General features: G+C 62.2%; 10 protein-coding genes and 1 tRNA gene. 6 read left to right on the top strand and 5 right to left on the bottom strand.

The window, feature by feature from the left end; translation table 11 throughout:
- Positions 1–4 precede the first annotated feature (4 nt).
- The 4 genes from IVB45_RS09745 to IVB45_RS09730 all read right to left on the bottom strand — a co-directional run bounded on the left by IVB45_RS09745 (position 5) and on the right by IVB45_RS09730 (position 4,742).
- A complete protein-coding gene (locus IVB45_RS09745; RefSeq protein WP_247356860.1) occupies positions 5–643 on the bottom strand; it encodes a hypothetical protein in 639 nt (212 codons plus the stop codon).
- Positions 644–647: 4 nt separating this feature from the next.
- On the bottom strand, positions 648–1,511 hold the full coding sequence (locus tag IVB45_RS09740; RefSeq protein WP_247356862.1) for a DUF2971 domain-containing protein: 864 nt from the start codon (positions 1,509–1,511) through the stop codon (positions 648–650).
- Positions 1,512–1,573: 62 nt separating this feature from the next.
- Positions 1,574–3,856 carry an AAA family ATPase gene (locus IVB45_RS09735; protein WP_247356865.1) on the bottom strand — a complete coding sequence of 761 codons (2,283 nt, stop codon included), beginning with the start codon at positions 3,854–3,856 and terminating at the stop codon, positions 1,574–1,576.
- An 811-nt stretch (positions 3,857–4,667) separates the two neighbouring features.
- Positions 4,668–4,742, bottom strand: a tRNA-Gln gene (locus IVB45_RS09730).
- Positions 4,743–4,998: 256 nt separating this feature from the next.
- Here IVB45_RS09730 and IVB45_RS09725 point away from each other — a divergent pair.
- Positions 4,999–6,777: an acyl-CoA dehydrogenase gene (locus IVB45_RS09725; protein ID WP_247356869.1), complete on the top strand. Its 1,779-nt coding sequence runs from the start codon at positions 4,999–5,001 to the stop codon at positions 6,775–6,777.
- A 91-nt stretch (positions 6,778–6,868) separates the two neighbouring features.
- Here the strand turns inward: IVB45_RS09725 and IVB45_RS09720 are convergent, their stop codons facing one another.
- Positions 6,869–8,110 (bottom strand): MFS transporter, encoded by a 1,242-nt coding sequence (locus IVB45_RS09720; RefSeq protein WP_247356872.1) that lies wholly within the window; start codon positions 8,108–8,110, stop codon positions 6,869–6,871.
- Positions 8,111–8,358: 248 nt separating this feature from the next.
- Between IVB45_RS09720 and IVB45_RS09715 the strand changes: the two genes are divergently transcribed.
- The 5 genes from IVB45_RS09715 to dxs all read left to right on the top strand — a co-directional run bounded on the left by IVB45_RS09715 (position 8,359) and on the right by dxs (position 14,775).
- A complete protein-coding gene (locus IVB45_RS09715) occupies positions 8,359–9,120 on the top strand; it encodes an enoyl-CoA hydratase-related protein (RefSeq protein WP_027516571.1) in 762 nt (253 codons plus the stop codon).
- A gap of 79 nt (positions 9,121–9,199) precedes the next feature.
- Positions 9,200–10,858: a bifunctional metallophosphatase/5'-nucleotidase gene (locus tag IVB45_RS09710; protein WP_247356875.1), complete on the top strand. Its 1,659-nt coding sequence runs from the start codon at positions 9,200–9,202 to the stop codon at positions 10,856–10,858.
- 134 nt (positions 10,859–10,992) lie between these two features.
- A complete protein-coding gene (locus IVB45_RS09705; protein WP_018456262.1) occupies positions 10,993–11,922 on the top strand; it encodes a histone deacetylase family protein in 930 nt (309 codons plus the stop codon).
- Positions 11,923–11,995: 73 nt separating this feature from the next.
- Positions 11,996–12,247, top strand: a complete 252-nt coding sequence (locus IVB45_RS09700) for an exodeoxyribonuclease VII small subunit (RefSeq protein ID WP_027516568.1) — start codon at positions 11,996–11,998, stop codon at positions 12,245–12,247.
- Between the two features lie 599 nt (positions 12,248–12,846).
- Complete coding sequence (gene dxs / locus IVB45_RS09695) at positions 12,847–14,775, top strand: 1-deoxy-D-xylulose-5-phosphate synthase (RefSeq protein ID WP_027568725.1); 1,929 nt, start codon at positions 12,847–12,849, stop codon at positions 14,773–14,775.
- Positions 14,776–14,779: the final 4 nt, after the last annotated feature.

Here is a 14,779-nt window from a genome sequence, read left to right as displayed (position 1 = left end):
AAGATCATCTTCCATGGGCGTGTACGGCCATTTCCTCAAGACGGGCCTCCCATCCTCCCAAAAGCTTGTAAACGGCCCCTTCCCAAATCACGAGTACGACGCTGAACTTGTCCTTCGCCGGCGCCGTGCCGTTTTGGAGGATAGGAAGCCCTTCATCTAGGTATGCCCCATAGCAGCCAAGGTTAACGTAGATCACTAGGCCGACGCCGGGCGGATAACGTTTTTCGATTTTCTTCGTAACAACGCGGTCGAGTGCTGCGGGGATCGCTTCGAATCTTTCCCTCCATTGCTCGACGGGGTCGGGCTCCAGTTCGGGACCGTCTCTCTCGTCGCCGCGTCGGCGGCCATCCCTATCAGCTTCAGTTGCTTCAAAATGTTGGATCAACCCGTCCATTTGAATTTCGAAGTCTGGTCTCTCAGTAGGCGACAATCGAACAAGGTCGCACGAAAGGGCAGTCGCAACGCGGCCAGCAATCCATGCATCCCGGAGGAATGCGAGACCTGCTTGACCGAAGAAGGTCTCCCGCGCGAGTGGGCGCACGATTTCATCAACGCGACTGCGAAACGCGTCGGCACTATTCCAGCTTGAGAGTTCGGCTCGCCAGTTATCGATCGTTGTTTTGGGAATGCGCGTTTTCGACATGAGGTTATCGATAGGATGCTGCCGATACACGGACCGGCACGTCTTTCCACCCATGCCGTTCCAGCGCAGCGCTGACGTATCGCGTGGGCGTAATGTTCTTAGGTCCAAGAATTACCTCGGTTATGCATGACGGCGCAGCTTCCCCAAGTGGAAGAACGCGAAACGGAACTATACGATCATGCCCCGGCCGAAAGTCCATTTTGGAAAGATCACCCAGCGCAGACGCTTCTGTTGCATAGGAAAGGATATGGGAGATCAATCGCCACTCGCGCTCTTCCGAGAAGGCAGGATTCTTCGCTCGGTATTGCACCAAATGCAAAGACAGAAAGCTCGCCGTGAGGCTTCGAAACTGCCTATCGACCTCGACCTTCCGGTCACCTTCTAGGGGAGTCAAGAGTGATCCAGTGTCCAGCGCCCCAGCTTTTACCGCTTGCACGGCATCATCTAGAATAGACTCTACAAGGTTAGTCTGGTCTTCCCGAGAATAAGCTATTCGATGCAGCGATAGAGCCTCTCCAGATTGTTGGGCATAGCGAATGCCGGCTAGCGCTTCGAGATACTCTTTAGAGAAGCCGATGGAAACGCCGCCCCCATCCCCAGCATAGCCCCTCCACTGGCTTAGCAGGTCACCCTCCTCTGACATACAAAAGCCAGCGGCCCCTAGCCGGGCTGCACCTACATCAAAGAACGACAGCAGTCGTTCAATCACTGTGGGATAGAGCCTTTCCCGCTCGCATCGTTCGAACAAGAGATTGCGCAACCACTTTCCCTCCAGGCGATCATTGGAGAGCGTGAAGTCAGACAACCAAATTGCTCTAGTCTGTATGATCGACAGAAAAGTGTGGTTGGTGCAGTAGTGATACAGCATCTACGTGGGCTTTCTCGTCAATCGGGCATGCGCGTCAGTCGCTCAGGATACATGCGTCCCATCTACGGTTTGCAGTATTTTCGAAGGTCCGTGAGATGAGCTGCATCGACCGTTCCCATTAGGTGGATCAGCGCGGCGTTCGCGTCCCGACTCTCTTCCACGGTTAGGGATGATTGCCCGATCAAATCGTCTAAATTATCCGAGTGCGACTCTACCTGAGAGAGCCGCTCCAGTGCGTGAAGGCGGTCCTGGTCCAAGTCGTGATGGCGGCCGCAGAGCGTCTTGAGTTTGTCACTCAAGTTTCCGTTGTGCGGAACCTTGAATGCCAGAAAGACTTCAAGCACGCGCCGCAGTACGTTCGGCATCATAAACGTGTAATCGAAATGACCGCTTCCTACCTCCTCGAACGCAGTTACCTTCTCGAAGAGGTAGTGATACTCGGATTCGTACTCGCGAAGGTGTTTTGGTAGATCGACTATGCTCGAAGTACGGGACATGGTGGAAGCCGGAATTGAAACGTCAATAAACTTCAACGTGGCCTTGGCGGGCTCGGCTTTGGCCCAACCCTTCCAGACTTTTTTGAACTCATTCATGCAATGCTGATTGTGAGTCAGCACTATCAGTTGTGACGCATTTGACAGCCGATTTCGAATGAGTCCACACGCATAGTTCATTGCCTTTGTATCGAGACTTGATACCGGGTCGTCGATGACGATGATGAGGTCCTTGATCTTGCGGTCCTCCGCCTCAAGCGTAGACAAGAAATAGCAAATGGCTATTGCCGTCTTCTCTCCCTCGCTGGGTGCGCCGGTCACCAGTGCTCCGCGACGGTGTAACTCGTAACCCTCAGCGACCGCGACGATCGTCAACTCGCCATGACCGAGATAGGATCTAATCAGCGCGTTAATCTTGTCAGCAGCGGGCCCGTGCTGTTGGACTTTCGCTCGTAGCGCGACAACATCCCCTTCCAGCTTTTCGACGGCCGCCTTCGCATCCTCCTCCTTCGTTGTGGCGTCCGAAATCTCACTGAGGTGTTTCTCATATTCGTCCGCACTGGAGAGCACGAAATGGCGGCGGATTGCTTCTCGGGCCTTTCTCTGGTGCTCGTTGAAGTCGTCGACCATGTCGGCATGCTGCTTGCAAACCACATTGACCGCCTCGCAGCATCTTTCCAGCAGCTTGACGCGGGCCGCGATATCTTCGGACGCTGGAAGCTCTACAGCGACTGGGCTGGTTGGGGCGCTCTTACGCTCCCTCAGAGCGTTCAATGATGTCATCAACAGAGGGGCGATGTCGTCCAAGGCAACGGTAAGTGCCGACGCAGCGGTTTCAAAGGGAGGCTGGAACTCAGCCGATAACTGCGCTGCCGCTGGTATCGCAGCTCTCGCGATATTAAGGGCCTCGACGCATTCCCGAGCGTGATGTGCGGCGGTGTTCAGCTCGGTAATGAATTCAGAAAGTTCGTCATCAAACGCCGCTGCGAGCAGTTCTTTGCGCTCGTCGGCAATTGATCCGCCGCAATACAAGCAAGACTTCAAGTCATGACTGAGATGGTACTCGTGACCCTGGTTGACCCAAGGAAGCATTTGCGGGTGTAGGTCGAGCCCTTTCACGACGATGCTACCGATCGATCTTGGTGCAAGCTGAGCGGCGGCCTCCATCGCTTTCAATAGCGTCGAAAATGGAACATCGACAGGTTTGACTTTAGCGGGCGCCTCGGACCGCGCACAGGTTGCGATGGCAGCATCCAGATCGGCGTCGCCGAGCTTAGGGCCCGAGGCACTGAGCTTATCAATATCTCCAACGAATTGAGTCGCCTCGTATCGAGCTGCCTGACGTAGATGCTGGGAAACGGTCCTCGCGATGACCCGCTTATACTCGTTAAAGGCCTTCTCGCGCTCCTTGAGAAGCTTCGCCTCACCTTCGTGCTCCGCGCGTGCAGCCGGCAGGACGGCCTCCAGCGCCTTGAGTTGTTCCGCCGCTTCTGCCTGATCAGCGCCAATATAAAAGATTGGACTTGCTACACCCGATTCCCAGCGCAAGTTGTCGGCGATGAAGTCGTTGTTGAAAACGCAGACGCGCCTCTCTAAGCCTGTATGCGCCTTAGGGTAAGTAAACTTTGCCCCATCGGACATCTCAATCTCAAACGTGCATCCTTCGGGAAGTCGCTCGTGCTTCTTACCGTGCTGGAGCGCCGCAAAGATACGAGAGAGAGTAGACTTTCCTGAGCCGTTGAACCCGTAGAAGAGATTGAACCGCTTGAGGCCGAGGCTCGGCGTGACCGCATTACGCTCCGCTAGCACAGCTGCTCCTCTGAGCAGGCGAATGTTCTCGATCGTTGTCACGGCCGCCCCATCCCAATCTTCATGCCCTTCGGCCGACTCGCCAAGGGCCGACCGCAATTATTACTGGCAATCAAGCCCGGGTTGTAGAGCGAACTATAGGCGCGCATTCGTTGTTAAGGGGATTCTCCAAAAGTTTATCTCGACCCCGGCCAATATTTTCTGAAGGTCCCAAATCCGAGATGTGACCTCGCAGCAGCTGTCGGCTGTTCTCCCCCCGTGCCGTGTCTAATTTCTTAAAGTCAGTTCATTCGCCCGGCGCCATTGCCGCAAGTTCATTCTTCTTTCATGGCGCTAACGCCCTCAACGCCCCGACGGTGCAACGAGGATACCGCTGCCTGAGTCGATTTGACTCATGTTGTGCCGTTGGAGAGCGGGCCCAACGCCACTAAAAATGGTGTCAACGCTCGTTGACTAAGATTTTGGCGTCTTAAGGCACAAAAGGCGCGGTTATGGCGGCGCGATGACTTTCTCGCGTACCCGTTTGTACGGACGGCATCGATGGGGCGCCGCGGAAGAAATAGATGCCAGCCTCGCGCGGCAGTCGAGAAGAATACCGATTCTGCCGCTTTGCGCGCGGAGATCGGGGCCGACACCGGCTGCCAAGGTCGGGCGGCAGTCGTGATCGAAACCAGTCTCCGCCAATAGTCTCTGCAAAACGGGAGTTTTTCCGGAAACGGCCGGAGACTTTCCGCCATTTCGCCTCGGAGATTGCGAGAGCGGGAGCCTGGAGACCAAGTTGAAAGCCCAAAATGCCCGCATTTCCGGGCCTGTGAGGCGCAGGTTGTAAATTGCCGCTGACCGCAGGACTGCCTGGCTGGGGCGGGAGGGATCGAACCTCCGAATGGCGGAATCAAAATCCGCTGCCTTACCACTTGGCTACGCCCCATCAGGCCCTTTGGGAACGGCGGCGACACGAGCGTCCGCGGATTCCCTCGAGTGGTGCCGGTCTATAGGGAGCGGCGCGGCATTTCAACCGCCCGGAGGGGCAAAATACCACAGGCGCGGGTGGCGCCGCGCCATGCCTCATATGAGCGCTACGCCAGCCCGTTCCCGACGAGCGTTCCGCCACCCCTCCTGACAGTTGAGACCTCCGCCGTTTCATGGGAATACGACGCCAAGACCTGTCTCTCCGGGAGTGAGCCATGACCTACCGCGCGCCGATCTCTGACATGCTGCTGTCGCTCAACCACGGCGCCGGCCTGAAGGCTGCCATGGAGGCCGGCCATTACGGCGATCTCGACGGCGATATCGTGAGCGCCGTGCTGGAGGAAGCCGGCAAGTTCGCAACCGACGTGCTGGCGCCGCTCAACAAGGTCGGCGACGAGCACGGCATCAAGCTCAGCGATGGCAAGGTCACGACCGCGCCGGGCTGGCCGGATGCCTACAAGCGCTGGACCGAGGGCGGCTGGAACGCGGTCTCCGGCCCTGAGGATTTCGGCGGCCAGGGCCTGCCGCTCGCGATCAACGCCGCCTGCACCGAGATCTGGAGTGCCGCCAACGTCGCCTTCGGCCTCTGCCCGCTGCTGACGGCGTCGGCGATGGAGGCGCTGGACGCGCATGGCAGCGACGAGCTGAAGAAAATCTATCTCGAAAAGCTCGTCTCCGGCGAATGGACCGGCACGATGCAGCTGACCGAGCCGCAGGCCGGCTCCGATGTCGGCGCGCTGCGCACCCGCGCCGAGAAGCAGGCCGACGGCACCTATCGCATCAAGGGGACGAAGATCTTCATCACCTATGGCGAGCACGACATGACCGACAACATCGTGCATTTCGTGCTGGCGCGCCTGCCGGACGCGCCCGCCGGCACCAAGGGGATATCGCTGTTCCTCGTTCCCAAATTCATAGTGAACGAAGACGGCTCGCTCGGTGCGCGCAACGACATTTTTGCCTCTGGCATCGAGCACAAGCTCGGCATGCATGCCTCCCCCACCTGCACCATGACCATGGGCGACCATGGCGGCGCGATCGGCTTCCTGGTCGGCGAAGAGAACCAGGGCATGCGCTGCATGTTCACGATGATGAACCAGGCCCGCCTCGGCGTCGGCCTCGAAGGCGTCGGTGTCGCCGACCGCGCCTATCAGCAGGCATTATCGTACGCACAAGAGCGCAAGCAGGGCCGCGCCCTCGGCAACAAGGGTGACGGCTCCGATCCGATCTTCGTGCATCCCGACGTCAAGCGCATGCTGATGCGGATGCGGGCGCAGACCGCGGCGGCGCGCACCATCTGCTATGCGACCGCGGTCGCGATCGACGTCTCGACACGCGCCAGGGATCCGAAGGTCCGCGCCGACGCTGCCGCGCGCGCGGCGCTGCTGACGCCGATGGCCAAGGGCTATTCCACCGACATCGGCAACGAGGTCGCCTATCTCGGCGTGCAGGTGCATGGCGGCATGGGCTTCATCGAGGAGACCGGCGCGGCGCAGCACTATCGCGATGCCCGCATCACCGCGATCTACGAGGGCACCAACGGCATCCAGGCCATCGACCTCGTCACGCGAAAGCTCGCGGCCAACGGCGGCGCATCGGTGTGGGCGCTGCTCGACGAGCTCTCGGCCACCGTGAAGCAGGTCGAAGCCTCCAACGATCCCGCCTTCGGCACCACCGGCGTGAAATTGCGCGAGGCACTGGAGGCGCTGACCCGCACCAGCAAATGGCTGCTGGAGCGGGTTGCGTCCGCGCCGAACGAGGCGCTGGCCGGCGCGACGCCGTATCTGCAGCAGTTCGGCGCCACGCTCGGCGGCTGCATGCTGGCATCCGAAGCGCTCGCCGCGAAATCCGATGGCATCACGGACGCCGCGCGCTACGTCTCGCTGGCGCGCTTCTTCGCCGAGAACATCGCCGTACAGGCTGGCGCGCTCGAGCGCACCGTGACGGAGAGCGCGGAGTCGGTCGCGGCGGCGGATGCGGTGCTGCTGGGATAGCTGGGATGCGTAGCCTGGATTGAGCGCAGCGCAATCCAGGATTCGTGCCACGAGCGATGACGGCCCCGGATTGCGCTGCGCTCCATCCGGGCTACGAAGCCGCGAGCTTCGTGCGTCTCCCCGGCCGCCACAGCACAACGGCCGTCGCCACCAGATCTAGCACCACGCACATCGCAAACGCGCTCGTGTAATCGCCGGTTACGCTGCGCACAAGACCGACGATGCCGGGGCCGAAGGCACTGACGATGCCGCTGATCGAGGTGCCCAGTCCCATCGCGGCGGCGAAGGCGCTGGCGCCGATCTCGCGCTGGATGATCAAAGGCGGGAACGTGATCATGTTGCCGATCGAGAAACCGTAGACGGCGCAGCACGCGAGCAGCACGGTCGGGTTCGTGGTTTGCAGAAGCACGAACAGAGCCGCCGCCTGGCTCGTCATCGATGCCGCGCAGGCGAGCCGCGGATCGAGCCGGTCCACGAACAGGCCGAGCGACAGGCGCCCGACTACCGCCATCGCCGCCATGATGGTGACGGCAAGGCCCGCACTGGCGCGGCCGATCAGCGGTTCGAGGAACGTCACCTGGTGGATGATGAATCCCATCTGCGCCAGCAGCGCGATCGCGATCGGCAGCACCATGGTCCAGAACGCCGCGTTGGCGAGCAGCGTCTTGCGCGAGTGAACCGCAGGCACCGCGGTGCCGCCGTCGAATGAATCCCCGCCCGGCGTCGGCGGCATTTCCGTCGGCCAGCCTGTGAAGATGACCACCACCGGCAGCACCAGCACCACCATCGCCAGAGTGGCTGCCAGCATCGCGGAACGGAAGCCGATGCTGCCGCTCAGCGTCAGCAGCAGCGGCACGAGCACGATGCCGCCGCAGGTCGCGCCGTTGTAGGCGAGGCTGAGCGCGAGCCCGCGGCGCCGTTCGAACCAGGAGTTCAGCACGGTCGCGATCACCACCGTGCCCATGCCGGTCCAGCCGACCGACATCAGCGCATAGGCGAGGTAGAGCTGCCAGGGCGTCTGCAGCAACGCCAGCAGCACCGTCGAAGCGCCGAGCGCCGACAGGCCGCACAGGATCAGCGACCGCAGCCCGATGCGGGCGAGCAGATCGTCGGTGAAGATGACGAGCACGGCAGTCAGGAGAAAGGAGAAGGTGCTGGCCGCAGAGACCAGCGTGCCCGGCCAGCCATGGGCGCGCTGCAGCTCGGCGAGATAGACGCCCTGGCCGTACAGACCGAAGCCGAACATGAAGAAAGCCATCAGGAAGCAGGCCAGCACCACGCGCCAACCGCGATAGTGCAGCGAGGATTCGTCAACACGCGTAGCGGCAATCATCAATCGGGCAATCGGCCAAATGGAACGGCGCGAGGCGATCGTGCACCACAACCAGGGGTTTTTCAAATGAAAAAGGTAGCCGATTGTTGCAACGCGCAGCACAGCGGGGAGCGTGATGCGCCCGTCTCACGCGAATTCGGTCTCCAAAAGGTCGAGCCAGCGCATTGGCACGCCTGCAAGATGATGTAGGCTGACGTTTCGCGAGTCTAGCCAATGTCAGTGTCGCGGCGACCGCAGGGGCCCCCTTCATGCCGAATGGCAACATCATCGTCACCGAAGAGCGCGGAACGCGCGTGATCACCCTGCGTCGCCCGAGCAAGAAGAACGCGATCACGCAGGACATGTATCGGGAGATGAGCCGCGCGATCGACACCGCGCAGAACAATCCCGACATCCGCTGCATGATCATCACCGGCGGCTCCGGCGTGTTCACCGCCGGCGACGACATCGACGATTTCATGCACGCCGATACGTCCCGCCCCGAGACGCTGTCCGACGGCGCGAAGTTTCTCTATTCGCTCGCCCTCAACGCCAAGCCGGTGATCGCGGCCGTGGACGGCGCGTCGATCGGCATGGGCACCGTGATGCTGTTCCATTGCGACTATGTGCTGGCCTCGAACGCTGCGACCTTCTCCGCGCCCTACATCCATCTCGGGCTGGTGCCGGTCGGCGCGTCCAGCCTCTTGATGCCGAATACGATGGGCTACCAGCGCGCCTTCGCCATGCTGGTGATGGGACGAACTTTTACGGCCGCCGAAGCGCATGCCGCCGGCTTCGTCAACACCGTGGTCTCGCCGGGGCATACCGAGGTCGAGGCGCGCAAGGTGGCGCGCGATATCTGCAGGCTCCCCGCCGAAGCGGTCGCGACCTCGCGCAAACTGCTGCGCGTCGCATCCGAGGAGCTCACCCGCCGCATCGACCAGGAGGCCCATTTGTTCGGCGAGCGGCTGAAGTCGGAAGAAGCCACCGCGGCCTTCAACGCGTTTGCGAACCGGAAGAAGAAAAAATAGGCTGCCGTCCGGCGCATCGCCGCGGAATGACGGCGAGAACTTTCGTGAAATCTTCGTGCGGAACGACTAGTCTGGTTCCATGCGACATGTTCTCCGCCTGACCGTCTTCTCGCTCGCGCTCGGCGGCCTGCCCGCGTCCGCCCAAACCGCCGCACCCGTCGAGCTGCGCATCCTCGCGATCAACGATTTCCACGGCAATCTGCGCCCGCCGCCGGGCGGCATCCGGATCAGCGATCCCGAGGACAAGTCCAGGAAGGTGATGGTGGCCGCCGGCGGTGCCGAATACATGGCGACGCTGGTGAAGCAGCTGCGCGAGGGCCACAAGAACACGATCTTCGTCGCCGCCGGCGACCTGATCGGCGCGAGCCCGTTCCTGTCGGCAATGTTCCACGACGAGCCTTCGATCGAGTCGCTCTCGATGATGGGGCTCGCGATCAGTTCGGTCGGCAATCACGAATTCGACGAGGGCAAGACCGAGCTGTTGCGGATGCAGAACGGGGGTTGTCATCCCGTCGACGGCTGTCAGGGGCCGCATCCCTTTACGGGCGCCAAATTCCACTATCTCGCGGCGTCCACCATCGAGACCACGACCGGCAGGAGCGTGCTGCCGCCTTACGAGATCAGGGAGTTCGAGGGCATCCCCATCGCCTTCATCGGGCTCACCTTGAAGGAGACCGCGGGCATCGTCTCGCCATCGGGCGTCACGGGCCTCGAATTCCGCGACGAAGCCGAGACGGTGAACGCGCTGGTGCCGCAGCTGAAGGCGCGCGGGGTCGAGGCGATCGTGGTGCTGATCCACCAGGGCGGCGAGCCGGCCGGTGACTACAATGAATGCCCTGCCATCACCGGGCCGGTCGTCGACATCGTGAAGAAATTCGATCGCGCCGTCGACGTCGTCGTCAGTGGCCACACCCATCGTGCTTATGTCTGCGATATTGACGGGCGGCTCGTCACCAGCGGCGACAAATACGGTACGCTGGTCACCGCGATCGATCTCAAGCTCGATCCGGCAACGCGCGACGTCGTCAGCGCCAAGGCCGAGAACGTCCTCGTCGCCAATGCCTCGCTGCCTAGGGATCCCGAGCAGACCGCACTGATCGATGCCTACGACAGACTTTCGGCGCCGATCGCCAATCGCCCGGCTGGATCGGTGACGCAGACGCTGTCACGCGTGCCGAACGAGGCCGGCGAAAGCGCGCTCGGCGACGTCATTGCGGACGCGCAGCTCGCCGCGACCCGGGACTCCAGGGATGGCGGTGCCGTCATCGCGCTCACCAATCCCGGCGGCATCCGCACCGACATCGTTCCAAAGGAGAACGGCGCGATCACCTTCGGCGACGTTTTCGCCAGCCAGCCGTTTCGCAATCGGCTCGTCACCATGACGCTCACGAGCAGCCAGCTCAAGGACATGCTGGAGCAGCAATGGCTCGATCCGAAGCGGCCGCGGATTCTCCAGGTCTCGAACGGGTTCAGTTACGCCTGGGATGCGGCGAAGCCGTACGGCGAGCGCGTGATCAACGAGAAGATGACGCTCAATGGCAGACCGATCGAAGCCGGAAGCGGCTACCGCGTCACCCTCAACGATTACCTCGCCGTCGGTGGCGACGGCTTTACGGTCGCCAAACAAGGCACGGGGCCGCAATATGGCGGCTACGACGCCGATGCGCTGTTCGCGTTCTTCAGGGCGCACGGACCGATCGGGCCGCTGCCGCTGAGCCGCATCCTGCGCGTGAATTGATCCGGATCAAACGGACCGGTCCGGGACCACCGTTTGCCATTCCCGGGGGAACGCATAGATTGGGTTTTGCATTTGCGTTTTGGCGCCGGATGCGCCAAGCGACGTCGAGAGCCCGCATCCCATGAGGCCGACTGATGAGTACGCTTCTCCTCTCCCACAAGGCCTGCCTCGACCACGTCACGCCGCCGGGACACCCTGAAAGGCCGGACCGCCTGCGCGCGGTGGAAGAGGCGCTGTCGCATGAGCGCTTCCAGTTCCTGGTGCGCGACCAGGCACCGGAGGGCGATCTCGACCTCGTCACGCTCTGCCACAACGAGCACTACGTCACGGAGCTGCGCCACATCGCGCCGACCAGCGGACAGGTCTATATCGATGGCGACACCTCGATGTCGCCGGGCACGTGGGAAGCAGTGATGCGCGGCGTCGGCGGCGCGGTCGCGGCGACCGAAGCGGTGATGGCGGGCGAGCATCGCAATGCCTTCGTCGCGGTGCGCCCGCCCGGCCACCACGCCGAGATCGGCAAACCGATGGGCTTCTGCTTCTTCGACAACGTCGCCATCGCCGCGCGCCACGCGCAGCGCAAATACGGCATCAAGCGCGCGGCCATCGTCGATTTCGACGTGCATCACGGCAACGGCACGCAGGACATCTTCTGGTCGGACCCGACCGTGATGTACTGCTCGACGCACCAGATGCCGCTGTTTCCGGGCACCGGTGCCAAGAGCGAGCGCGGCGACCACGACACCATCGTCAACGCGCCGCTCGCCTCCGAGGACGGCGGGCCGGAATTCCGCATCGCGTTCGAGAATTTGATCCTGCCGCAGCTCGAAAAATTCAGCCCGGAGCTGCTCGTCATCTCTGCCGGCTTCGACGCGCATTATCGCGATCCGCTGGCGTCGCTGAATTTGCGCGCGGAGGATTATGCCTGGGTGACGCGCAAGCTGATGGACCTCGCCGACAAGACCGCAGGGGGGCGCGTTGTTTCTGTGCTCGAAGGCGGCTACGACCTGCAAGGACTGAAAGAATCTGTTACGGCGCATGTCGGCGCCCTGATGGGCGCCTGACGCACCCGCCACATTGCGCCCGCAAAACTTTGCTTTCTCCGACGTGAAGCGAATCGGGCAATCGGAAACTTATATGGCCGAAAATACCCAAATCGACGTCTCCAGGCTGACCTTCGAACGCGCCATCGAGGAACTCGAAACGATCGTGAAGCGGCTCGAGGACGGCAAGGTGCCCCTCGAGGAATCCGTGACGATCTACGAGCGCGGCGAGGCCCTGAAGCGCCGCTGCGAGGAGTTGCTGCGCCAGGCTGAGGCGCGCGTCGACAAGATCACCACCGATGCCAGCGGCCAGGCCACCGGCACCGCGCCGCTCGACGTCCAGTAAGGGCCGCCTTCAAAGCCGCCCATCCTACGCATCGGCCACCCGCAATTTTTCATGATCGCACGTCCCTGTCGGGCCGCTGCTGCTGCTTTGATCCAGCGAACCGGGGCCCGGGGCGATCATGGAACTCCCTCACGCGGGCCCATCGTCTCCGAAAATCCGGTCTAAAGCAGCTTCTCACACCCCAAAAACCTGCCGAGGAACCGAGCAAGCTTGGAACTCTTGAGCTGGCGCCGGGATTAACCACTCTGGCCCGGGGGTTGCGGGTGCATGCCCGTAATCGGCCCAGCGGGTTGGCTTTGGCCCAAGCTTTGGTGTAAAGCTGCGCGGAGTGTGGCTTTTTGTAAGCCTTGCGTAGGCACTGATTGCCGACGACAAGCGCTTCAAACTGCTGATGAATTGGCTGGGATGGACGAAGCCGATCTAAGTGACAGGGATCACAGAGACTGAACCGGAGAGCACTTAAGCTCACCTAAGCTTGAAGACGGGGCTTTGCCCCATGCAGGTGGCTCCGACGGTTTAAGGACTCGCGCTGCGCCGATATTGAGCAAACCCATCGCGCACCGGAACGATCTTCCGGCGCTGACAAATTGGAAATCGCCGTGAACGCATATAGTAAAACGCCGCTTCTCGACACCATCCGGACGCCCGACGACCTGCGCAAGCTCAAGGTCGAGCAGGTTCGCCAGGTCGCCGACGAGCTGCGTCAGGAGACCATCGATGCCGTCTCGGTGACCGGCGGTCATTTCGGCGCAGGCCTCGGCGTGGTCGAGCTCACCACTGCGATCCATTACGTCTTCGACACCCCGCGCGACCGGCTGATCTGGGACGTCGGCCACCAGGCCTATCCGCACAAGATCCTCACCGGCCGGCGCGATCGCATCCGCACACTGCGCACCGGCGGCGGTCTGTCCGGCTTCACCAAGCGCAGCGAGAGCGATTACGATCCGTTCGGAGCCGCGCATTCCTCGACCTCGATCTCCGCCGGCCTCGGCATGGCGGTCGCGCGCGACCTCGCTGGCGGCAAGAACAACGTTATCGCCGTCATCGGTGACGGCGCGATGTCGGCGGGCATGGCCTATGAGGCCATGAACAATGCGGGTGCGATGAACTCGCGCCTGATCGTCATCCTCAACGACAACGACATGTCGATCGCACCGCCGGTCGGCGCGATGAGCGCCTACCTGTCGCGGCTCTACTCGGGCAAGACCTACCGCACGCTGCGCGATGCGGCCAAGCAGATCAACAAGCGCTTGCCCAAGATCATCGCCAGCCGCGCCAACCGCGTCGAGGAATATTCCCGCGGCTTCATGATGGACGGCGGCACGCTGTTCGAGGAGCTCGGCTTCTATTACGTCGGCCCGATCGACGGCCATAACCTCGACCATCTTCTGCCCGTTCTGAAGAACGTGCGCGACATGGAGACCGGCCCGATCCTGGTTCACGTCGTGACGCAGAAGGGCAAGGGCTACGGCCCGGCGGAAGCCTCCGCCGACAAGTACCACGCCGTGGTCAAGTTCGACGTTGCGACCGGCACCCAGGCCAAGTCCAAGCCGAACGCGCCGGCCTATCAGAACGTGTTCGGCCAGAGCCTTGTCAAGGAAGCGGAGAAGGACGACAAGATCGTCGCCATCACCGCGGCGATGCCCTCCGGCACCGGCGTCGACATCTTCAACAAGGCGTTCCCGGACCGCACCTTCGACGTCGGCATTGCCGAGCAGCACGCAGTGACGTTCGCCGCCGGCCTCGCCACCGAAGGCTACAAGCCCTTCTGCGCGATCTACTCGACCTTCCTGCAGCGCGGCTACGACCAGATCGTGCATGACGTCGCGATCCAGAGCCTGCCCGTGCGCTTCGCCATCGACCGCGCCGGCCTCGTCGGCGCCGACGGCGCCACCCATGCCGGCTCGTTCGACAACGCCTATCTCGGCTGTCTGCCGAACATGGTGATCATGGCCGCGGCCGACGAAGCCGAGCTGGTGCACATGGTTGCAACCCAGGTCGCGATCAACGATCGTCCGAGCTCGCTGCGCTATCCGCGCGGCGAAGGCCGCGGCATCGAGATGCCCGAAGTCGGCATTCCGCTCGAGATCGGCAAGGGCCGCATCGTTCGCCAGGGCAGCAAGATTGCCCTGCTCTCCTTCGGCACGCGCCTTGCCGAATGCGAGAAGGCCGCCGACGAGCTCGCAGCCCACGGCCTTTCGACCACGATCGCGGATGCGCGCTTCATGAAGCCGCTGGACACCGAGCTGGTGCTCAAGCTGGCGCGCGACCACGAGATCCTCATCACCATCGAGGAAGGCTCGGTCGGCGGTTTCGGCTCGCATGTCGCGCAGTACCTGAGCGATCAGGGCGCGCTCGACAGCGGCCTGGTGCGGTTCCGCACCATGGTGCTGCCCGACGTGTTCCAGGACCACGACACCCCGGCGGCGATGTACGGTCGTGCCGGTCTCGACGCCAAGGGCATCGTCGCCAAGGTGTTCGAGGCGCTCGGCAAGGACGTCAAGGCCGAGACGGTCAAGCTCGCCTGACAGC

It is taken from the genome of Bradyrhizobium sp. 4 (assembly GCF_023100905.1).
Lineage (GTDB): Bacteria > Pseudomonadota > Alphaproteobacteria > Rhizobiales > Xanthobacteraceae > Bradyrhizobium.
Note: the sequence above shows the minus strand (reverse complement) of the source record. Positions and strands in the feature narration are given on the sequence as shown.